This window comes from Winogradskyella pacifica, assembly GCF_003386275.1.
GTDB lineage: Bacteria > Bacteroidota > Bacteroidia > Flavobacteriales > Flavobacteriaceae > Winogradskyella > Winogradskyella pacifica.
Window position 1 is genome coordinate 75,618 of the sequence record NZ_QREI01000006.1, and the last position, 21,361, is coordinate 96,978.

Here is a 21,361-nt window from a genome sequence, read left to right on the forward strand (position 1 = left end):
TAAATCCTTTGGATAAATACCAATATGATTAGTTATTATTTAGAGTAAAGTTCAACGATCAATTGTTCGTTGATTTGTTCTGGAATCTGGATTCTTGCAGGAACAGCAACATAAGTACCTTCCATTGTGCTTGTATTCCAAGTAATCCATTCAAAAACATTGCTAGAATTAGACAATGAATTTTGTATTGCTTCTAATGATTTAGACTTTTCTCTAACACCTACAACATCACCAGCTTTTAATTGGTAAGAAGGAATGTTTACCTTTTCACCGTTTACTGTGATATGTCTGTGAGATACTAATTGTCTTGCACCACTTCTAGAAGGAGAGATTCCCATTCTGTAAACAACGTTGTCTAAACGAGACTCACATAATTGAAGTAAAACTTCACCTGTAATTCCTTTTGCAGACGTTGCTCTTTTGAACATGTTTCTGAATTGCTTTTCTAAAATACCATAAGTATATTTAGCTTTTTGCTTTTCCATTAACTGAACTGAGTATTCAGATTTTTTCCCACGACGTCTAGCGTTTCCGTGTTGTCCTGGAGGATAATTTCTTTTTTCGAAGGCTTTGTCGTCTCCGAAGATAGCTTGTCCAAATTTACGAGCTATTTTAGTTTTAGGACCAGTATATCTTGCCATTTTAAATTGTTTTTTTAAGAGTGATAATTGAATTAAGGTCTTAATCTTATCCTTCAAAAATCGTTGATCTCTTGTTGATACTTGTTAATATTTTTCAGTTTGCAAATTTATACAAAATAAACTAATATCAGCACATAAATGTGAGATATTAGTTTATTAATAAATTTGAGTAAGTATTTCTAACTGTTATAATTAGAAAACTGAATAGAATTCAGATTAAACTCTACGTCTTTTTGGTGGACGACAACCGTTATGTGGTAATGGAGTTACATCAATGATTTCTGAAACTTCAATACCAGCATTGTGTATAGATCTTATTGCAGATTCTCTACCGTTACCAGGTCCTTTAACGTATACTTTTACTTTCTTTAAACCAGCTTCTTTAGCTACTGCCGACGCATCTTCTGCAGCTAACTGCGCAGCGTAAGGTGTATTCTTTTTAGAGCCTCTAAAGCCCATTTTACCAGCTGATGACCAAGAAATAACGTCACCTTTTTTGTTTGTTAAAGAAATAATGATGTTGTTGAAAGATGCTGTAATATGAGCTTCTCCTATTGCATCAACTATAACTTTACGTTTTTTAGTACTTGCTTTTGCCATTATATGTTTAGCTTTTAGTATTAGTTTATAGTCGCTAGAATCCTAAACCGTTAAATTTCAAACAGATTCTTTCCAACGTCTAATAGACTAAAGACTATTTATTATTTAGTTACTTTCTTCTTGTTAGCAACTGTTTTACGTCTTCCTTTTCTTGTACGTGAGTTATTCTTAGTACGTTGTCCTCTTAATGGAAGTCCAACTCTATGACGTATACCTCTGTAACATCCAATATCCATTAATCGCTTAATGTTCATTTGTGTTTCAGAACGTAATTCACCTTCAATCTTAAAAGTACCAACAGTTTCACGGATTGCTCCAATTTCATCGTCAGTCCAATCTTGAACTTTAGTGTTTTCGTCTACTTTAGCTGCTGCTAAAATTTCTTTAGATCTACTTCTACCTACTCCGTAGATATAAGTTAAAGAGATAACTCCTCTTTTCTGTTTTGGTATGTCTACACCTGCAATTCTTGCCATAATTACCCTTGTCTTTGTTTGAATCTAGGATTCTTTTTGTTAATGACGTAAAGTCTACCTTTTCTGCGCACCAACTTACAGTCTGCGCTTCTTTTCTTTACTGATGCTCTAACTTTCATCGTATTAGTATCTATATGTTATGCGAGCCTTCGTTAAATCGTAAGGACTCATTTCTAATTTCACTTTATCTCCTGGTAGTAATTTAATATAATGCATACGCATTTTACCAGAGATATGTGCAGTCACTATATGACCATTTTCTAATTCAACACGAAACATAGCATTAGATAATGCCTCTATAATTGTACCGTCTTGTTCTATTGCCGCTTGTTTTGCCATAATTAAATCTTATTGCGCAACCGCTTTTCTGTTCTTACCTGTTTTCATCAAACCATCATAATGCTTATTTAATAAATAAGAATTAATTTGTTGCATAGTATCAATAGCTACACCTACCATAATTAATAGTGATGTTCCTCCAAAGAATAATGCCCAGCCCGGTTGCACGCTCATTAATTTCATAACAAATGCTGGAAAAACAGCAACTAAAGCTAAAAATATAGAACCTGGTAAGGTTATCTGTGACATAATTTTATCTAGATACTCAGAGGTTTCTGATCCCGGACGTATGCCTGGAATAAATCCACCACTACGTTTTAAATCATCTGCCATTTTGTTTGTCGGTACTGTAATTGCCGTATAAAAATAGGTAAATACTATAATTAATAAAGCAAATATTAGATTGTACCAAAACCCAAACATATCTTGAAAATTAGTTTGCATCCAAACTCCCGTGCTTGTATCCTTCAACCAAGAAGAACCACCTATTAAACTTGGAACAAACATAATAGCTTGAGCAAATATAATTGGCATTACACCAGAAGCGTTTAATTTTAATGGTAAAAACTGACGCGATCCGAAAACATTCTTTTCATAACCTCCAGAAGCAGTCCTTCTTGCGTATTGAACAGCTATTTTTCTAACTGCCATTACTAAGAATACTGATGCTAATATAATTAAGAACCATATTACCATTTCTATTAAGATCATCATAAATCCACCGTTACCACCTTCTAAACGAGACGCGGCATTTTGAATAAATGATTGTGGTAATGTTGCAATGATTCCAACCATAATTAGTAATGAAATACCATTCCCTATTCCTTTATCTGTAATTTTTTCACCTAACCACATTGCGAATACACAACCTGTTACTAAAATAATTACCGAAGAAAAGTAGAATATATTTTCACTAAAGCCAGGTACTAACATAGCACTCATTGAAGAGGAACCTGATAATCCTGGAATACTAGCTAAATAGCCTGGAGCTTGTACCATACAAATACCGATGGTTAACCAACGTGTAATTTGTGTGATTTTCTTCTGACCACTAGCTCCTTCTTTCTGAAGTTTTTGTAAATAAGGAATCGCAATACCCATTAATTGAACAACAATGGAAGCAGAAATGTAAGGCATAATACCTAAAGCAAATACTGAGGCGTTAGCGAATGCTCCACCTGTAAATGCATTTAACAATCCTAATATACCACCATCCATACCAGCTTGTAAACCACCTAATGAATCAATATTAATACCTGGTAATACTACCTGAGCACCAAAACGATACACTAATAACAGACCTAAGGTTAGAATAATTCTATCCTTAAGTTCTGTGATTTTCCAAACGTTTTTTAATGTTTCTATTATTTTCATCCTATAATCTTATAAAGTTACAGCTTCACCACCAGCAGCTTCAATAGCAGCTTTTGCCGTAGCAGTAAATTTATGAGCAGTTACTGTTAATTTTGATTTTAACTCTCCTCTACCTAAGATTTTAACTAGCTCATTTTTACCAGCTAATCCCAAAGTTACAAAAGATTCAAAACTAACACTATCCTCGATTACTTTTTCATCTATTAACTTTTGTAAAGTATCTAAGTTTATACCTTGATATTCTATTCTGTTAATATTTGTAAATCCAAATTTAGGAACACGTCTTTGTAAAGGCATTTGACCACCTTCAAATCCTAATTTCTTAGAATAACCTGAACGAGACTTTGCACCTTTGTGACCACGAGTTGCAGTACCACCTTTACCAGATCCTTGTCCACGTCCAATACGTTTTCCTTGATTTTTTACTGAACCTTCTGCAGGTTTTAAATTACTTAAATCCATTTTTAAGTTATATTATTAAGCTTCCTCTACAGAAACTAAGTGTTCAACTTTCTTAACCATACCAAGGATGTTTGGTGTGGCGTCGTGCTCTACAACTTGACCAATCTTCTTTAGACCTAAAGCTGCTAATGTAAGCTTTTGTCTTTTAGTACGATTGATTGCGCTTTTTACTTTCTTTACTTTAATCTTTGCCATCTTATCCTATCGATTATCCGTTAAATACTTTTTCAAGTGAAATACCACGCTCTTTAGCTACAGATTTAGCATCTCTCAATTGTAATAAAGCATCAAAAGTTGCTTTTACTACATTGTGAGGGTTAGAAGATCCTTGCGACTTAGATAATACATCATGTATACCTACTGCCTCAAGAACAACTCTTACCGCACCACCTGCAATAACTCCTGTACCAGGTGCAGCTGGAATTATGTTAACTCTTGCTCCACCGTATTTACCTTTTTGCTCATGTGGAATAGTTCCTTTAAGAATAGGAATTCTCACTAAGTTTTTCTTAGCATCTTCAACAGCTTTAGCAATTGCAGTAGCAACATCTTTAGACTTACCTAAACCTTGTCCTACAACATTTGTTTCGTCACCTACAACAACAATTGCAGAAAAACCAAATGCTCTACCACCTTTTGTTACTTTAGTTACACGCTGAACGCCAACTAAGCGATCTTTTAATTCTAATCCGCTTGGTTTAACAAGCTCTGCGTTTTTATATTTTTGATACATAATGTCTTAAAATTTAAGTCCTGCTTCTCTAGCACCTTCTGCTAATGATTTTACTCTTCCGTGATATAAGTAACCACCTCTATCAAAAGAAATAGTATCAACACCAGCCTTCTTAGCTTTTTCACCAACAGTTTTACCAACTAACGCAGCTACCTCTGTTTTGTTTCCTTTAGACTTTACAATGTCCTTATCTCTTGAAGATGCAGCAGCTAAAGTTTTACCAGTAACATCATCTACAACTTGAGCATAAATTTCTTTATTACTTCTAAAAACAGCCAATCTTGGTCTTGTCTCAGTACCAGATACTACCTTACGGATTCTGCTCTTTATTCTTAATCTTCTTTCGTTCTTTGTCAATGCCATAACTTAATTATTAAGCTGATTTACCTGCTTTTCTTCTAATTTCTTCACCAACAAACTTGATACCTTTTCCTTTGTAAGGTTCTGGCCTTCTAAAACCGCGAATCTTTGCAGCAACTTGGCCAACTAATTGTTTGTCAAAAGACGTTAATTTAACTCTTGGATTTTTACCTTTTTCTGAGATTGTCTCTACTGTTACTTCTGAAGCGATGTCCAAAACAATATTATGAGAAAATCCTACGGCTAAATCTAATTTTTGTCCTTGATTCGATGCTCTATAACCTACACCAACTAATTCTAGTTCTTTGGTCCAGCCTTTTGATACACCTTCTATCATATTAGCAATTAATGCTCTATAAAGACCATGTTTTGCTCTTAAATCTTTCTTATCAGAAGAACGCTCTAAAGTAATAGTTCCGTCTTCTAATGTAATTTCAATCTCCGAATACTCTTGAGTTAATTCTCCTAGTTTACCTTTAGCGGTAATCATGTTGTCTTTAATCTCAACTGTTACACCTTCAGGAACTGTTATTGGGTTTTTACCTATTCTTGACATAATTTCCTGTTTTTAGTATACGTAACAAATAACTTCACCACCAACATTTTCTCTCTGCGCTTGTTTTCCTGTCATCACTCCGTGAGATGTAGAAACAATTGCAATACCTAAACCGTTAAGGATTCTTGGCATTTCGTTAGAAGAAGCATATTTACGTAAACCTGGTTTACTGATTCTTTGAATTTTTTTGATAACCGACTCTTTAGTGTCTTTACTGTACTTCAAAGCAATTTTGATAGTACCTTGTACTGAAGAATCGTCAAACTTATAACTTAAGATAAATCCTTGATCGAATAAAATCTTAGTTATTTCTTTTTTTAAGTTAGATGCAGGAATCTCAACCACTCTGTGATTTGCCTTTACTGCGTTTCTAACTCGCGTTAAATAATCCGCTATTGGATCTGTGTTCATATGTATTAATTTGCGGTAGCGGTTTTCGGTACTATTACCAAACCTGAAACCAATTTATAATCTTTTTACCAACTTGCTTTTCTAACACCAGGAATTAATCCTTGGTTAGCCATTTCTCTAAACATTACACGAGAAATTCCAAATTGTCTCATGTAACCTTTAGGTCTTCCTGTAAGTTTGCAACGGTTGTGCTGACGTATAGGTGATGCATTTTTAGGTAACTTTTGTAATGCTTCGTAATCGCCAGCTTCTTTTAAAGCTTTGCGTTTCTCTGCATATTTAGCTACCGTTTTAGAACGCTTAACCTCACGGGCTTTCATTGATTCTTTAGCCATAATTAATTCTTTTTAAATGGTAATCCTAGTTCTGTTAATAAAGACTTTGCTTCCTTATCGGTTTCAGCAGAAGTCACAAATGTGATATCCATTCCTGAAATTTTATTGACTTTATCAATATCTATTTCTGGAAAAATAATTTGCTCTACAATACCTAAGTTATAGTTTCCACGTCCATCAAAACCTGTAGCTTTGATTCCGTTAAAATCTCTTACTCGTGGTAAAGCTGAAGTTACTAAACGATCTAAGAACTCATACATTTGCTCTCCTCTTAAAGTTACTTTGGCACCAATTGGCATCCCTTTACGTAACTTAAAAGAAGCAACATCTTTCTTAGACATTGTATGTATAGCTTTCTGTCCTGATATTTTTGTAAGTTCTTCTACTGCGTGATCGATTAATTTCTTATCCGCAACAGCAGCACCAACACCTTTAGATATTACTATCTTAGTAAGCTTAGGTACTTGCATTACATTTTTATATCCAAATTCTTCCGTAAGAGCAGGAACAATTTTGTCCTTGTACTCTTGTTTTAATCTTGCAACGTAAGCCATAGTTAAATTACTTCATTAGATTTTTTAGAAAATCTCACTTTATTATCGCCATCCATTTTATAACCAACTCTAGTTGTTTCTCCTTTTGAAGTTAACAACGATAAGTTAGAGATATGCATAGATGCTTCTTTCTCTACAATACCACCTTGAGGACTTTGTGCACTTGGTTTAGTATGTTTCTTAACCATATTTACACCTTCCACGATGGCTTTGTTCTTATCTATTAATACTTTAAGTACTTTACCTTCTGACCCTTTATGATCGCCAGCTATTACTTTTACTGTATCTCCTGATTTTATTTTAAGCTTTGTCATTTTATTTATCAATTAAAGCACTTCTGGTGCTAATGATACTATTTTCATGAATTGTTTATCACGAAGTTCTCTTGCTACAGGACCAAAAACACGAGTTCCTCTCATTTCCCCTTGAGGATTTAAAAGCACACATGCATTGTCATCAAATCTAATGTAAGATCCATCAGGACGTCTTACTTCCTTAGCCGTACGTACAACAACCGCTGTAGAAACAGCACCTTTCTTAATGCTACCGTTTGGTGTAGCATCTTTTACAGATACTACGATTTTATCCCCTACAGAAGCATACCTTCTTTTGGTTCCACCTAGTACACGGATAGTTAAAACTTCCTTTGCACCAGTGTTATCAGCTACTTTTAATCTTGATTCTTGTTGTAACATAATTACTTCGCTCTTTCAATTATTTCTACTAATCTCCAACATTTAGATTTACTTAAAGGTCGTGTTTCCATGATCTTTACTGTATCTCCTTCGTTGCAGTCGTTTGTCTCATCGTGTGCGACATATTTCTTAGTCTTTAACACGAATTTTCCATACATAGGGTGTTTTACCTTCTTAACTTCTGAAACAACAATAGATTTCTCCATTTTGTTACTAGTTACGATCCCTATACGTTCTTTTCTTAAGTTTCTTTTTTCCATCTTTCAGCAGAATACAATTATTGTACGTCTCTATTAGTTAATTCTGTTGCTACTCTAGCTACTGTGCGACGAGCAACTCGTAACTGAATTGGGTTATCTAAAGGAGAAATTGTATGAGCCATTTTCAGGTCCGTATAACTCTTCTTAGATTCACTAAGTTTCTCTTGTAACTCAGCTATTGAAAGCTGTTTAATTTCTGATTGCTTCATAATATCTTTCTATTAAGCTTCGTAATCTCTAGCTATGATAAACTTAGTTTTTACAGGAAGTTTCTGTGCTGCCAATCGAAGTGCTTCTTGAGCTGTTTCTAATGGCACACCGCTTATTTCAAATAACATACGTCCTGGTCTTACAACTGCTGCCCAATATTCAACGGCACCTTTACCTTTACCCATACGTACTTCAAGAGGTTTCTTTGTGATAGGCTTGTCTGGAAAAATTTTAATCCATAATGACCCTTCTCTTTTCATGTAACGAGTAGCTGCAATACGCGCTGCTTCTATTTGACGTGCAGTAATAAAAGTTGATTCTAATGATTTAATACCGAAAGTTCCATTTGATAACAAATGACCTCTTCCCGCATTTCCTTTCATACGTCCTTTTTGCTGCTTACGAAATTTTGTTCTTTTAGGCTGTAACATTTTGTCTTTTCTTTAAAAAATTACTTTCTACGACGAGATTGGTTCTTGTTTCCACCACGTCCACCTTTACCTTTTTGTTGTTTAGATAAACCGACTAATGGAGAAAGTTCTCTTTTCCCATATACTTCGCCTTTCATTATCCAAACTTTGATGCCCAATCTACCATAAGTAGTATGTGCTTCTACTAAAGCATAATCAATATCAGCTCTAAAAGTAGACAAAGGAATACGTCCTTCTTTATAGTGTTCAGAACGCGCCATTTCAGCACCATTCAAACGACCACTAATCTGAATTTTAATTCCTTCAGCATTCATACGTATGGCAGCGGCGATAGCCATCTTTATTGCACGTCTGTATGAAATTCGACTTTCAATTTGACGAGCAACACTTGCTGCTACTAAAAATGCATCTAGTTCAGGTCTTTTAATTTCAAAGATGTTCAATTGAACTTCTTTGCCAGTAATTTTCTTAAGCTCTTCTTTTAACTTATCTACCTCTTGGCCACCTTTTCCGATAATAATACCAGGTCTAGCAGTAGTGATAGTAACGGTTACAAGTTTAAGCGTACGCTCAATAATTACTCTACTTACACTAGCTTTAGATAAACGCGCGTGAACGTATTTTCTAATCTTATCGTCTTCGGCAAGTTTATCACCATAATCGTTTCCTCCGTACCAGTTAGACTCCCATCCTCTGATAATTCCTAAGCGATTTCCGATTGGATTTGTCTTTTGTCCCATATCTCTATCTTAGCTTTGTGTTTTATTTATTGCATCTACAACCACTGTTACGTGATTAGATCTCTTTCTAATTCTGTGTGCTCTACCTTGAGGTGCTGGACGCAATCTCTTTAACATAGAACCACCATCTACTCTAATTTCTTTGATAAACAATTTAGCTTCTTCAACATCAGCATCTTCGTTTTTAGCTTGCCAGTTTGCAATAGCAGACATTACAAGTTTCTCTAAACGACGTGATGCTTCTTTTTGACTAAATCTAAGAATCTGAAGAGCTTTCTCTGCCTTTTCTCCTCTTACTAAATCCGCTACTAAACGCATTTTTCTTGGAGATGTAGGACAGTTATTTAGCTTTGCAAAAGCAACCTGCTTTTTCTCGGCTTTAATAGCTTCCGCCATTTGTTTTTTACGACTTCCCATGATTCTTATTTTTTACCTTTATTCTTAGCACCTGCATGACCTCTAAAAGATCTTGTTGGTGAAAATTCTCCTAATTTATGACCTACCATATTTTCAGTAACAAATACTGGAACAAATTGACGACCATTGTGAACTGCTATAGTTTGTCCAACGAAATCCGGAGAAATCATTGAAGCCCTAGACCAAGTTTTGATTACCGTCTTTTTGTTTGAAGCTACATTTTCTGCAACTTTCTTATCTAATTTATAGTGGATATAAGGTCCTTTTTTTAATGAACGTGCCATACTATCTTAATTATTTCTTTCTACGTTCTACAATATACTTATTACTCGCCTTTGTCTTAGAACGTGTTCTAAATCCTTTAGCAGGAATACCGTTTCTAGACCTTGGATGACCACCTGAAGATTTACCTTCACCACCACCCATTGGGTGATCGACTGGGTTCATCACTACTGGTCTTACTCTTGGACGTCTTCCTAACCATCTACTTCTACCTGCTTTACCAGATACTAGTAATTGATGATCTGAATTTGAAATCGCACCAATAGTAGCCATACATGTTACTAGAATCATTCTAGTTTCACCAGACGGTAACTTTACTGTAGCAAATTTATCACCTCTTGCCATTAACTGAGCAAATGCACCAGCACTACGAGCCATTACAGCACCTTGTCCAGGACGTAACTCAATACAAGAAATAATTGTTCCTAATGGTATTTCACTTAAAGGCATTGCATTTCCAATTTCTGGAGCTACACCTGTTTCACCAGACACTATATTTTGCCCTACTTGTAAACCATTTTGAGCGATAACGTAACGTTTCTCACCATCTTGGTAGTTTAATAGCGCAATAAATGCTGTTCTGTTTGGATCGTATTCAATAGACTTAACTTCACCAGGAACCCCAGCTTTGTTACGTTTGAAATCGATAATACGATACCTTTTCTTATGACCTCCACCTACTTGGCGAATTGTCATTTTTCCTTGACTGTTTCTACCACCAGATCTCTTTTTCGGAGCAAGCAAGCTTTTCTCCGGCTTATCAGTAGTAATGGCGTCAAATCCATTTACTACTCTAAATCGCTGACCTGATGTGATCGGTTTTAATTTTCTTACTGACATTAATGTCTAAAATTACATGTTAGTGTATAAATCTATTGTTTCACCTTCCGCCAGTTGTACAATTGCCTTTTTAATAGCATTTGTTTTACCATGCTGAACACCAGTTTTTGTAAACTTGGTCTTACGATCTGGACGGACATTTATTGTACGAACTTTTTCAACAGAAACTCCATAAGCAGCTTCCACTGCTTTTTTGATTTCTACCTTGTTCGCCTTAGTGTTCACTTCAAATGCATATGCATTAAACAACTCACTTTGTTTCGTTGCCTTTTCTGTGATTATAGGTTTTCTTAAGATACTCATCTGTTCTATTTACTTAAATTCGATTCAATTCCTTCTAAAGCACTTTCAATTAGAATTACTTTATTAGCATTCATAATTTTATAAGTGCTTAATTCTGAAGCTGTTATAACTTCAGAGCCTTTAAAATTGCGTGAGGACAAATATACATTATTATTTGTACCACCCAACACAATAAGAGATTTTTTGTTTTCAACCTCTAAAGCCTTTAAAACATTGAGGAAATTTTTAGTCTTTGGTGCTTCAAAACTGAAATCTTCCAAGACTAAAATTGACTTATCATTTGCTTTAATACTTAATGCAGATCTACGTGCTAATCGCTTAAGGTTTTTGTTTAACTTAAAACCATAATTTCTTGGTCTAGGACCAAACATACGACCACCACCTCTAAATACACCAGACTTAATACTACCTGCTCTCGCAGTACCAGTACCTTTCTGTTTCTTTATCTTACGTGTACTTCCAGAGATCTCTGCTCTTTCTTTTGCCTTATGCGTCCCTTGTCTTTGATTTGCTAAGAATTGCTTAACATCTAAATAGACAGCGTGATTATTAGGCTCTATAGCGAATACGTCTTTAGAAAGCTCAGCTTGTCTACCCGTATCTTTTCCGTTTATATCTAAAACTGCTATCTTCATTATTTCTCAATGATTACATAAGAATTCTTGTGACCAGGAACACATCCTTTTACCACTAGTAAGTTCTTTTCAGGAACTACTTTGTAAACTCTTAAATTTTGAACTTTAACTGTGTCACCACCCATTCTACCTGCCATCTTCATTCCTTTGAATACTCTCGCAGGATAAGAAGCTGCACCAATAGAACCTGGAGCTCTTAAACGGTTATGTTGACCATGCGTTGCTTGACCTACACCACCAAAACCGTGACGTTTTACAACACCCTGAAAACCTTTACCTTTAGAAGTTCCTGCGACATCCACAAATTCTCCTTCAATAAATTGCTCAACAGTGATTGCATCACCTAATTTGTACTCCGAATCAAAACCTTTGAATTCAACAACTTTGCGTTTTACAGAAGTACCCGCTTTTTTAGCATGACCTAAGTCAGCTTTAGTAGCGCTTTTTTCTGTCGCGTCATCGAAACCTAATTGAAGGGCTGAATAACCATCCACTTCTTCAGTTCTGACTTGGGTAACGATACATGGTCCAGCTTCGATTACTGTACAAGGAATGTTCTTCCCATTTTCATCGAAAATGCTGGTCATACCGATTTTTTTTCCAATTAACCCAGACATAATTTTTAGTTTTTATTATGACAATTTGCGACTTGCCATTTTTTGTTTGTTTTTTGGGACAACTCGCAAATTGTCCATGCGTATATAAAATACAAGGCCGAAAATACGTTTCAGCCTTGAATTGTATTTTTACCGTTTTTCCTTCGCTCGCAGCTTAGGACATGTTAATGTATAATTACACTTTGATCTCAACTTCTACTCCACTTGGCAATTCAAGTTTCATTAAAGCATCAATTGTTTTAGAAGATGAAGAGTAAATATCTAATAAACGCTTGTAAGAGCTTAATTGAAATTGTTCTCTAGATTTCTTATTTACGTGTGGTGAACGTAATACAGTGAAAATTTTCTTGTGTGTTGGTAATGGAATTGGTCCTGTTACTACTGCACCTGTACTTTTTACTGTTTTTACAATCTTATCAGCAGACTTGTCTACTAAATTGTGATCGTAAGATTTTAATTTTATTCTGATTTTTTGACTCATTTTATTAAGATTTACGATTCAAGTCCTTTAGCTGCTTTAATTACTTCTTCTGATACATTAGAAGGAGTTTCAGCATAATGTGAAAATTCCATTGTTGATGTTGCTCTACCTGAAGACAATGTTCTCAATGTAGTTACATAACCAAACATTTCTGATAATGGTACAGTAGCTTTTACAGTTTTTGCACCAGCTCTATCGCCCATACTACTCATCTGTCCTCTTCTTCTGTTTAAATCACCTACAATATCACCCATGTTTTCTTCTGGTGTAATCACCTCAAGTTTCATGATTGGCTCCATTATAACCGCTTTAGCCGCTCTTGCAGAATTTTTAAATCCTAATTTCGCTGCTAATTCGAATGATAACTGATCAGAATCGACATCGTGATAAGATCCATCTCTCAATGTCACTTTCATAGCGTCTACTTCAAAACCAGCTAATGGTCCATTTTGCATTGCCATTTTAAATCCTTTTTCAATTGAAGGTATAAATTCCTTAGGAACGTTACCACCTTTAATTACAGATTCAAATTGAAGACCTACAACACCTTCGTCTGCTGGTTCAATCGTAAATACGATATCAGCAAATTTACCACGACCACCAGATTGTTTCTTATAAACTTCTCTATGATCAGCAGATTGTGTAATAGCCTCTTTATATTCAACTTGTGGTTGACCTTGGTTAACCTCGACTTTAAATTCTCTTCTTAAACGATCTACAATAATATCCAAGTGAAGTTCTCCCATTCCAGAAATAATAGTCTGACCTGAAGCTTCATCTGAACGCACTGTAAATGTAGGATCTTCTTCAGCTAACTTAGCTAATCCCATACCTAACTTATCAACATCTGCCTTCGTCTTAGGCTCAACCGCGATACCAATTACTGGATCAGGGAAGTCCATAGATTCTAAAACAATTGGATGTTTCTCATCTGTAAGTGTATCTCCTGTTTTGATAGATTTAAATCCAACAGCAGCTCCAATATCTCCAGCTTCAATAAAGTCAATTGCATTTTGCTTGTTAGCGTGCATTTGGTAAATACGTGAAATACGTTCTTTCTTACCAGAACGGTTATTTAACACATAAGAACCTGCATCTAAACGACCAGAATAAGCACGGAAAAATGCTAAACGACCAACGAAAGGATCTGTTGCTATTTTAAATGCTAAAGCAGCAAAAGGTTCGTTTACACTTGGCTTACGAATTTCTTCTTTTTCTGTATCAGGATTCATTCCAACCACACCTTCTTTATCCATTGGAGAAGGTAAGTAACGACAAACAGCATCTAATAAAAACTGAACACCTTTATTTTTGAATGAAGAACCACATACCATTGGTATAATAGCCATATCCATTACAGCAGCTCTAAGTGCAGCATGCACTTCTTCTTCTGTAATAGAATCTTCATCCTCCATGAATTTTTCTAGAAGATTTTCATCATAACTAGCTACTTCTTCAATTAACATAGCACGGTATTTACGCACTTCATCTTTCATTGAATCAGGAATAGCAACAACATCGAATGTAGCTCCGAAATTATCATCATGCCATACAATAGCTCTATTCTTAACTAAATCTACGATACCTTTGAAATCATCCTCATCACCAATGTTTAAAACGATTGGCACTGCGTTAGACTTCAACATGTCTTTTACTTGTTGACAAACTCCTAAAAAGTCAGAGCCTTGACGGTCCATTTTATTAACGAAACCAATTCTTGGCACTTTATAGTTATCGGCTAGTCTCCAGTTTGTTTCAGATTGTGGTTCAACACCATCAACTGCACTAAACAAAAACACTAAACCATCTAGCACACGTAATGAACGGTTAACTTCTACCGTAAAATCTACGTGACCTGGAGTATCAATAATATTAAAATGGTAATCTTGAGCTTCTGCTGTTGGCTCACCATTTTCTTTTGGAAATGTCCAGTCACAAGTTGTTGCTGCAGACGTAATTGTAATACCTCTTTCTGCTTCTTGCTCCATCCAGTCCATTGTAGAAGCACCATCATGTACTTCTCCAATTTTGTGTGAAACTCCCGTATAAAAAAGAATACGCTCTGTTGTTGTTGTTTTACCAGCATCAATGTGAGCAGCAATCCCTATATTTCTTGTAAGTTTTAAATCTCTTGCCATTTCTTAAAATCTAAAGTGTGAGAATGCTTTATTTGCTTCTGCCATCTTATGAGTATCTGTTCTTTTCTTAACAGCTGCTCCTTCTTCTTTAGCTGCAGCTAATACTTCTGCTGCTAAACGTTGCGCCATAGATTTTTCGTTTCTTTTACGTGAAAAGCTAATTAACCATTTCATCGCAGTTGAAACCTTACGGTCTGGACGAATCTGCATTGGAATCTGAAATGTAGCACCACCAACACGACGACTACGTACTTCTACGTGAGGCATTACGTTAGATAAAGCTTCTTTCCAAATCTCTAAAGCTGTTTTTTCGTCATCATTCTTTTTCTCTTCAACAATATCAATTGCATCATAGAATACTTTAAAAGCGATAGACTTCTTACCATCCCACATCATCATGTTAACAAAACGTGTTACTAACTGATCGTTAAATCTTGGATCTGGTAAAAGCGGTCTCTTTTTTGCTGCTCTTTTTCTCATGTCTTCTTCTTAAAGTTTTAAATTACTTCTTAGGGCGTTTTGCACCATACTTAGATCTACGTTGTGTTCTTCCTGATACACCTGCTGTATCTAAAGCACCACGAACGATGTGATATCTAACTCCTGGCAAATCTTTTACCCTTCCACCTCTAACCAATACTATCGAGTGCTCTTGTAAATTGTGACCTTCTCCACCAATGTATGCATTTACTTCGTTTCCGTTTGTTAAACGAACCCTTGCTACCTTACGCATTGCTGAGTTAGGTTTTTTAGGTGTCGTTGTATAAACACGAGTACATACACCACGTCTTTGAGGACACGAATCTAAAGCAGCCGATTTACTCTTCTTGGTTATTTTGGCTCTTCCTTTTCGTACTAATTGTGAAATTGTTGGCATATATTTCTATATAAAATTTTATTAACCCTCACTTTTGAGGGCTGCAAAGGTATAAATTAATATCTATAATTCAAACAGTTGTGAACTAATTTTTAAATTAAATATAAACTTTTTTTAAAGTCCTATATATTATACCCTATTTTTACGTTACTATAATGAGTTATTCCATTTAATGCCAATGCAGTTTTTTAGCCGAATTATTTTTTTTGCTTCACTTCTGATTTTCTCAAATCAATGCATAGCTCAATCGCTTAATTTAAATATTAGTGGCGAAAATGAAGCTTCAACTAAAATTATTGACTCTATAGGTTATTTAAAAAAATTCAATAACTACAATGGCTTGCAATCAGAAATGAATCTATTAAAAGAAAAGCTAACGAAGCAAGGTTATATAGATACCACTATTGAAACCGTAAGCAAACCGAATGATACACTATTTAATGCTCTATTCAGACTAGGGAAACGAGTACAGAAAATCCGAGTGTATTACGATTCGAGTTTCAACGTTGCTCTTTTAAAATCAAACAGCAATTCAAATGACAAACATTTCTTCGAACTTAAAATAACAGAGCTCGAAACCTATCTAAAAAGCTTAAATTCTAGAATAGCCGAACAAGGTGACCCGTTTTCGACGTTACAACTTATAAATATTACCAAGTTGACTCCCGAATTATTAACTGCAGATTTAAAAATTGTTTCCAACGAAAAACGACGTATTGACAAGATCATTATTAAAGGCTACGAAAAGTTCCCGAAATCTTATCTCAAACATTTTATGAAATTGAAGACTGGAAAATCCTTCAACCTAAATGCGATAAAAGAAAAGGTAGAGTTATTAAATGAATTACGCTTTGCTTCCAAAATAAAAGATCCCGAAGTACTTTTCACTCAAGATTCTACTACACTATATATATATGTAGAGAAAACAAAAACGAATAGCTTTGATGGCTTCTTAGGTTTTGGCACCAACGAAAACACCAATAAAATTGAATTTGATGGGTATTTAGATTTAAGACTCATTAATAATCTAAATTTTGGTGAAACACTAAATCTACAATATAAAAGTGACGAAATAGACCAACAAACCTTTATGGTTGATGCCGATTTACCTTATTTATTTAGCTCCCCTATTGGACTTCAAGTTGGTCTTAATATTTTTAGAAAAGATTCAACGTTTCTAAATGCTAAACAATATGCTAAAATTAACTACCTCATTAATGCTCAGCACAAAGTAGGAGTTGGAATCAACACCACTACATCCACTAATTTATTAGAAAATGATACTGATATATTAAACGATTACAAATCCAATTACTACACACTTCATTATAATTACACAAAATCGCAGTCCTACGACCCTTTATTTCCGATAAATTTTTGGTTCGATTTTTCATCTGGTCTCGGAAGCAGAACCAATAATTTAGGAAAAGAAAACCAAACAGTATTCACATTAGACACCTATAAAATTTTCAATCTTAATAATAAAAATAGCTTTTACACCAGAATAAACAGTGCCACATTAGCTTCTGACAATTATTTAGATAATGAATTGTTTCGTTTTGGTGGTATCAATTCTATACGTGGCTTTGAAGAAAACAGCTTAGTAGCTAATCTGTACGGCGTTCTAAGTACAGAGTACCGCTATCGCCTCAGCACTAGTTTATATGTACATTCCGTTTTAGATGCTGCATATTTTGAAAACAAACTTACAGACACTAAAGAAAAACTCTTTGGTTTTGGATTTGGTTTAGGCCTACTGACCAATGCCGGACTTTTTCGTTTAAATTACTCTAGCGGAAAGACAGAAAATAGACAGTTTAAATTATCGGATTCAAAAGTACACCTTAGTTTAACGGCTACTTTCTAGTGGTTTTAAATATAAACGAACGGTAAAAATTTATGATTATTAACGCTTACCAAATCATAAGCTAATCCTACAAACAGATGATTAGGATTGAGTTTCTAAAATTTAAACGAATATTCCCATAACACAGTTAGTCAAGAAAACAAAGGCAACTATATTATATTCATTAAAACAAACTAGTATAGCCTATTTAAAATTTATTTAACCAATACTGGTAAAAGTAAAAAACTGATCTAAAACAAAGGTAGATTCGATAGTCTTAATAAATAACCCCAGCCTTAATCTAAGCTTGTTCTGACAAATTCAGAAATCCTTCCTCTTCCAATTAAAAATAGTCTTTAAACAATCCTTAGTTATAGTGATACAATTAGTAATAACCTACAATAAAGTCACTTACACCTAACAAAACAAATTCACCCTATCCGCAGTACTTTAAAGAGATGGCAAGCCCACATTGATAGCAAAAAAACCTCAAAACAATTCCTTGCAATAATATTTATTATGTAATTATAGGTTTTTTAACAAAATTTTACCATATTTGATAACAATCACATCTAATCTATAATAAATATGAAAACAAAATTCAGAGGACTTTTAACACTTCTATTAGTGTTTCTTGTACAACTCACGTTTGCGCAAGAGAAAACAATTTCGGGCGTGGTGTCTGATGACTCAGGCCTTCCCTTACCTGGAGTTAATGTCATTATTAAAGGGACTACAACTGGTACACAGACAGACTTCGATGGTAAATTCATTATAAACGCTAATGTAGGCGATATTATAATAATTAGTTACATCGGACTTAAAACTGAAGAAGTGGAAGTAGGTAGCTCAAATACGATTAATATTTCATTAGAAGAAGACGCATCTTCTTTAGATGAAGTAGTAGTAACAGCTTTGGGTATTAAAAGAAATGCAAAATCACTAGGTTATTCTGTTAAAGCAGTAAAATCTGAAGAAATTGTAGAAAACTCAGAACCAGATTTAATACGATCGCTTAATGGTAAAGTACCGGGTGTAAATGTTAATGTATCAACTGGTGTTGCTGGTGCTGCAAACAAAATTTCAATTAGAGGTGTAACTTCATTTCAAGGAGGTAATCAACCTTTATTTATTGTTGATGGCACACCTTATAGTAATGATCAAATTACGACATCAAGCCAAATTACAGGTGGTGGTGGTTATGAGTCTGGTATATCTACATTAGATCCAAACAACATTGCTGATGTACAAGTCTTGAAAGGTTCTGTTGCCGCTGCTCTTTACGGATCTAGGGCTGTGAACGGGGTAATTGTAATCACAACTAAATCTGGACAATCCGGAGGTAATTCTAGAAAAGGGTTTGAGGTTAGTTTAACTAGTGGTGCATATTTTGAAAAAATAGCAAACCTACCAGATTACCAAAACACTTATGGCCCTGGAACCAACTTCAGTTACGGTAATTTCAATGGGTCTTGGGGTGCACGTTTCGATTCGCGTGAAACAATTCCAACATGGAACACTTTACTCACTGCTTTCCCTGATCAATTTGGGCCGACTGTAGCTTATGAAGCTAGACCAAATAATGTAAAAGATCTATTTAGAACAGGTTTAGTAAAGGATAATTCAATAACTTTTAGTTCTAATAGTGAAAATTCTAATTTCAGTGTTACTATCTCAAACTTAGATCAAGAAGGCTATATTCCTTTTAACACATACAAGAGAACTAATTTTTCTGTAGGTGGAAATACCAAATTAGAAAATGGCTTAACTATTGGGGGTAATTTAAGTTATTCTGATGGATATCAAGTAGGTGCTTTCTTTGGAGAAAATCAATTTGCTGGAGCTGCTTCTTCTTTCGCAAGAACTTTGGTGTTAGGTCGTAATTGGGATTTAAACCTACCATATGAAGATGCTAATGGTGCACCTGTAATACCTAATGGTGGTTGGGACCATCCATTATGGTCTTGGGAACATAATCAAATCAGAACAGGAACAAATAGAACCGTTGCTAACGTAAATTTTTCATACGACTTCAATAGTAACATTAGTGCACGATATCAATTAGGAGTTAACAGATATAGTCTGGGAAGAATTGAGATTACTGATAAAGGCTCTAGAGCAGCTGCAACTCTTGGACGTATCGTCACTGAAGATTATGACAGTGAAGAAATCGAATCTACCTTTGCGATAAACTTTAATTATGATTTATCTGATGACATAAATCTGAATTTCATCGTAGGAAACAACGTCAATCAGCAATCTACTCATGACGTAGGTTACACAGGTACAGAACTTATTGCTGATGATATTTTTACTATTAACAACACCGCTAATATCACATCCGACTATGATGTTACTACCCGTAGACGATTAGTCGGTGCGTTTGGAGATCTAGGGCTAAGTTTTAAAGATTATTTATTTTTAAATGCTACAGCTAGAAATGATTGGTCTTCAACATTACCTAAAAGTGATAACAGCTCATTCTACCCTTCTGTATCTGCATCTTTCATTTTCACAGATGCACTAGGTATTGATAATAAAATTCTAAACTACGGTAAAATTCGTGGTGGATGGGCTAACGTGAGTCGTGATGCACAACCTTACCAAATAAATAAAGTGTTTGGAATAGGTCCTGTATGGGACGGTCAACCAAATGTATTTATCCCTGCCACATTAGGAAACCCTAGTCTAACATCAGAGAATACTGAAGAATTTGAAATTGGAGCTGATTTGGAATTTTTTAATAAGCGAATCATTCTAGATTTTACGTATTACAAGAAAACGACAACAGATTTAATCTCTGGTGTAAATGTGCCTAACTCAACAGGATATTCTTCGTTTCTAACCAACATTGGAGAAATGGAAAATAAAGGTTACGAGATCGGATTAACTTTAACTCCAATCCGTACAGATGACTTTTCATGGACCATGTTTACCTCTTTTACTAAGAACAAAAATGTTGTAAACGAATTAATCGAAGGTTTAGATCAGTTTGCTATTGATGTTAATCAAATTGCATATGCTAAAAAAGGACAACCCTTCGGAGTGTTTTACGGGACGGCCTTTGCGAGAGACGCAAACGGTAACTTCTTAATAGAAGAAGGCGGTGGAGGTGTTCTACAAGCTTTAGATAATAAAGTTATTGGTGATCCAACTCCCGATTTTAAGATTGGTTTTATCAACACGCTTAAGTACAAAGGATTTACTTTTGGTGCACAGATTGATTGGAAAGAAGGTGGAGACATCTCTTCTTCTACAATTAGCTCACTATTAGGTAGGGGTGTAACCAAGGACACCGAAGACAGAGAGGGAACATATATTATCCCTGGCTTCTACGGTGACCCAACTTCAGGCTTGCCAATTTTAGATGTAAATGGTAATCAAATACCAAACACAACACAATTGACGGCGAATAATTTATATTTCTCCCCTACCACTAATTCTAATACTTTTGCTATTAATAGTGTGGATGAAGCAAATATATATGATGGAACTGTGTATCGTTTAAGAGAAATATCCTTAGGTTATGATGTTCCAAGAAAATTTTTAGAAAAAACATTTATTGGATCTTTAAATATATCCATCATAGGAAACAACCTTTGGTACTTTGCACCAAACGTTCCGAAGCATACAAATTTTGATCCAGATATCACTGCGTACGGTAGTAGTAACCTTCAAGGTATTGAGACACAGTCTGCACCGAACTCAAAACGCTATGGAATAAGACTTAATGTTACATTTTAAAAAA

32 protein-coding genes are annotated in these 21,361 nt (G+C 34.9%); 2 read left to right on the forward strand and 30 right to left on the reverse strand.

The genetic code is table 11. The features are described 5' to 3' along the window. Positions 1-35: 35 nt before the first annotated feature. The 30 genes from rpsD to rpsL all read right to left on the reverse strand — a co-directional run bounded on the left by rpsD (position 36) and on the right by rpsL (position 15,767). Complete coding sequence (gene rpsD, locus DFQ09_RS12930) at positions 36-641, reverse strand: 30S ribosomal protein S4 (RefSeq protein ID WP_115811292.1); 606 nt, start codon at positions 639-641, stop codon at positions 36-38. A gap of 216 nt (positions 642-857) precedes the next feature. Next, positions 858-1,241, reverse strand: coding sequence for a 30S ribosomal protein S11 (rpsK, locus tag DFQ09_RS12935; RefSeq protein WP_020897634.1), 384 nt, complete (start codon positions 1,239-1,241; stop codon positions 858-860). A 101-nt stretch (positions 1,242-1,342) separates the two neighbouring features. Next, a complete protein-coding gene (gene rpsM / locus DFQ09_RS12940) occupies positions 1,343-1,717 on the reverse strand; it encodes a 30S ribosomal protein S13 (RefSeq protein ID WP_115811029.1) in 375 nt (124 codons plus the stop codon). Positions 1,718-1,719: 2 nt separating this feature from the next. Beyond that, entirely contained in the window at positions 1,720-1,836 is a 117-nt protein-coding gene (gene ykgO / locus DFQ09_RS12945) for a type B 50S ribosomal protein L36 (RefSeq protein WP_008269159.1), read from the reverse strand. 4 nt (positions 1,837-1,840) lie between these two features. After that, a complete protein-coding gene (infA, locus tag DFQ09_RS12950; RefSeq protein WP_007094967.1) occupies positions 1,841-2,056 on the reverse strand; it encodes a translation initiation factor IF-1 in 216 nt (71 codons plus the stop codon). A gap of 9 nt (positions 2,057-2,065) precedes the next feature. Further along, on the reverse strand, positions 2,066-3,430 hold the full coding sequence (gene secY, locus DFQ09_RS12955; protein ID WP_115811031.1) for a preprotein translocase subunit SecY: 1,365 nt from the start codon (positions 3,428-3,430) through the stop codon (positions 2,066-2,068). A 9-nt stretch (positions 3,431-3,439) separates the two neighbouring features. Continuing rightward, the gene (rplO, locus tag DFQ09_RS12960) at positions 3,440-3,892 is read right to left on the reverse strand and encodes a 50S ribosomal protein L15 (RefSeq protein WP_115811033.1); all 453 of its coding nucleotides are present in this window, start codon (positions 3,890-3,892) and stop codon (positions 3,440-3,442) included. 15 nt (positions 3,893-3,907) lie between these two features. After that, positions 3,908-4,087, reverse strand: a complete 180-nt coding sequence (rpmD, locus tag DFQ09_RS12965) for a 50S ribosomal protein L30 (RefSeq protein ID WP_020897638.1) — start codon at positions 4,085-4,087, stop codon at positions 3,908-3,910. Between the two features lie 13 nt (positions 4,088-4,100). After that, positions 4,101-4,625 (reverse strand): 30S ribosomal protein S5, encoded by a 525-nt coding sequence (rpsE, locus tag DFQ09_RS12970; protein WP_020897639.1) that lies wholly within the window; start codon positions 4,623-4,625, stop codon positions 4,101-4,103. Between the two features lie 6 nt (positions 4,626-4,631). Next, a complete protein-coding gene (gene rplR / locus DFQ09_RS12975; RefSeq protein WP_115811035.1) occupies positions 4,632-4,988 on the reverse strand; it encodes a 50S ribosomal protein L18 in 357 nt (118 codons plus the stop codon). A gap of 10 nt (positions 4,989-4,998) precedes the next feature. After that, entirely contained in the window at positions 4,999-5,541 is a 543-nt protein-coding gene (gene rplF / locus DFQ09_RS12980) for a 50S ribosomal protein L6 (RefSeq protein WP_115811036.1), read from the reverse strand. Between the two features lie 12 nt (positions 5,542-5,553). Then, positions 5,554-5,952, reverse strand: a complete 399-nt coding sequence (gene rpsH / locus DFQ09_RS12985) for a 30S ribosomal protein S8 (protein WP_115811038.1) — start codon at positions 5,950-5,952, stop codon at positions 5,554-5,556. 65 nt (positions 5,953-6,017) lie between these two features. Beyond that, positions 6,018-6,287: a 30S ribosomal protein S14 gene (gene rpsN, locus DFQ09_RS12990; protein WP_020897643.1), complete on the reverse strand. Its 270-nt coding sequence runs from the start codon at positions 6,285-6,287 to the stop codon at positions 6,018-6,020. 2 nt (positions 6,288-6,289) lie between these two features. Then, positions 6,290-6,841 (reverse strand): 50S ribosomal protein L5, encoded by a 552-nt coding sequence (gene rplE / locus DFQ09_RS12995; protein ID WP_020897644.1) that lies wholly within the window; start codon positions 6,839-6,841, stop codon positions 6,290-6,292. Positions 6,842-6,843: 2 nt separating this feature from the next. Beyond that, the gene (gene rplX / locus DFQ09_RS13000) at positions 6,844-7,155 is read right to left on the reverse strand and encodes a 50S ribosomal protein L24 (protein WP_020897645.1); all 312 of its coding nucleotides are present in this window, start codon (positions 7,153-7,155) and stop codon (positions 6,844-6,846) included. Between the two features lie 12 nt (positions 7,156-7,167). Further along, the gene (gene rplN / locus DFQ09_RS13005) at positions 7,168-7,536 is read right to left on the reverse strand and encodes a 50S ribosomal protein L14 (RefSeq protein WP_092469503.1); all 369 of its coding nucleotides are present in this window, start codon (positions 7,534-7,536) and stop codon (positions 7,168-7,170) included. A 2-nt stretch (positions 7,537-7,538) separates the two neighbouring features. Next, a complete protein-coding gene (rpsQ, locus tag DFQ09_RS13010; protein WP_040756784.1) occupies positions 7,539-7,796 on the reverse strand; it encodes a 30S ribosomal protein S17 in 258 nt (85 codons plus the stop codon). Positions 7,797-7,813: 17 nt separating this feature from the next. Then, complete coding sequence (rpmC, locus tag DFQ09_RS13015) at positions 7,814-8,005, reverse strand: 50S ribosomal protein L29 (RefSeq protein WP_020897648.1); 192 nt, start codon at positions 8,003-8,005, stop codon at positions 7,814-7,816. Positions 8,006-8,017: 12 nt separating this feature from the next. After that, a complete protein-coding gene (rplP, locus tag DFQ09_RS13020) occupies positions 8,018-8,437 on the reverse strand; it encodes a 50S ribosomal protein L16 (protein WP_020897649.1) in 420 nt (139 codons plus the stop codon). 20 nt (positions 8,438-8,457) lie between these two features. Further along, complete coding sequence (gene rpsC, locus DFQ09_RS13025; protein WP_020897650.1) at positions 8,458-9,177, reverse strand: 30S ribosomal protein S3; 720 nt, start codon at positions 9,175-9,177, stop codon at positions 8,458-8,460. Between the two features lie 9 nt (positions 9,178-9,186). Beyond that, positions 9,187-9,594: a 50S ribosomal protein L22 gene (gene rplV / locus DFQ09_RS13030; RefSeq protein WP_092446804.1), complete on the reverse strand. Its 408-nt coding sequence runs from the start codon at positions 9,592-9,594 to the stop codon at positions 9,187-9,189. Between the two features lie 5 nt (positions 9,595-9,599). Continuing rightward, positions 9,600-9,878 carry a 30S ribosomal protein S19 gene (gene rpsS / locus DFQ09_RS13035; protein ID WP_020897652.1) on the reverse strand — a complete coding sequence of 93 codons (279 nt, stop codon included), beginning with the start codon at positions 9,876-9,878 and terminating at the stop codon, positions 9,600-9,602. Between the two features lie 10 nt (positions 9,879-9,888). After that, positions 9,889-10,716, reverse strand: a complete 828-nt coding sequence (gene rplB, locus DFQ09_RS13040; RefSeq protein ID WP_115811040.1) for a 50S ribosomal protein L2 — start codon at positions 10,714-10,716, stop codon at positions 9,889-9,891. 12 nt (positions 10,717-10,728) lie between these two features. Then, on the reverse strand, positions 10,729-11,019 hold the full coding sequence (gene rplW, locus DFQ09_RS13045) for a 50S ribosomal protein L23 (RefSeq protein WP_020897654.1): 291 nt from the start codon (positions 11,017-11,019) through the stop codon (positions 10,729-10,731). A gap of 5 nt (positions 11,020-11,024) precedes the next feature. Beyond that, positions 11,025-11,654 carry a 50S ribosomal protein L4 gene (gene rplD, locus DFQ09_RS13050; protein ID WP_020897655.1) on the reverse strand — a complete coding sequence of 210 codons (630 nt, stop codon included), beginning with the start codon at positions 11,652-11,654 and terminating at the stop codon, positions 11,025-11,027. Beyond that, positions 11,654-12,271, reverse strand: coding sequence for a 50S ribosomal protein L3 (rplC, locus tag DFQ09_RS13055; protein ID WP_115811042.1), 618 nt, complete (start codon positions 12,269-12,271; stop codon positions 11,654-11,656). Before rplC ends, rplD begins: the two co-directional genes overlap by 1 nt. A gap of 175 nt (positions 12,272-12,446) precedes the next feature. Beyond that, positions 12,447-12,752: a 30S ribosomal protein S10 gene (rpsJ, locus tag DFQ09_RS13060; RefSeq protein ID WP_007650482.1), complete on the reverse strand. Its 306-nt coding sequence runs from the start codon at positions 12,750-12,752 to the stop codon at positions 12,447-12,449. 11 nt (positions 12,753-12,763) lie between these two features. Beyond that, entirely contained in the window at positions 12,764-14,890 is a 2,127-nt protein-coding gene (fusA, locus tag DFQ09_RS13065) for an elongation factor G (RefSeq protein ID WP_115811044.1), read from the reverse strand. A 3-nt stretch (positions 14,891-14,893) separates the two neighbouring features. Beyond that, entirely contained in the window at positions 14,894-15,370 is a 477-nt protein-coding gene (gene rpsG, locus DFQ09_RS13070; RefSeq protein WP_020897658.1) for a 30S ribosomal protein S7, read from the reverse strand. A gap of 22 nt (positions 15,371-15,392) precedes the next feature. Further along, on the reverse strand, positions 15,393-15,767 hold the full coding sequence (rpsL, locus tag DFQ09_RS13075; protein ID WP_019386263.1) for a 30S ribosomal protein S12: 375 nt from the start codon (positions 15,765-15,767) through the stop codon (positions 15,393-15,395). Between the two features lie 352 nt (positions 15,768-16,119). Between rpsL and DFQ09_RS13080 the strand changes: the two genes are divergently transcribed. Both DFQ09_RS13080 and DFQ09_RS13085 read left to right on the forward strand, forming a co-directional pair. Then, positions 16,120-17,634, forward strand: coding sequence for a POTRA domain-containing protein (locus DFQ09_RS13080; protein WP_245940359.1), 1,515 nt, complete (start codon positions 16,120-16,122; stop codon positions 17,632-17,634). Between the two features lie 567 nt (positions 17,635-18,201). Continuing rightward, positions 18,202-21,357 (forward strand): SusC/RagA family TonB-linked outer membrane protein, encoded by a 3,156-nt coding sequence (locus DFQ09_RS13085; protein ID WP_115811046.1) that lies wholly within the window; start codon positions 18,202-18,204, stop codon positions 21,355-21,357. Positions 21,358-21,361 lie beyond the last annotated feature (4 nt).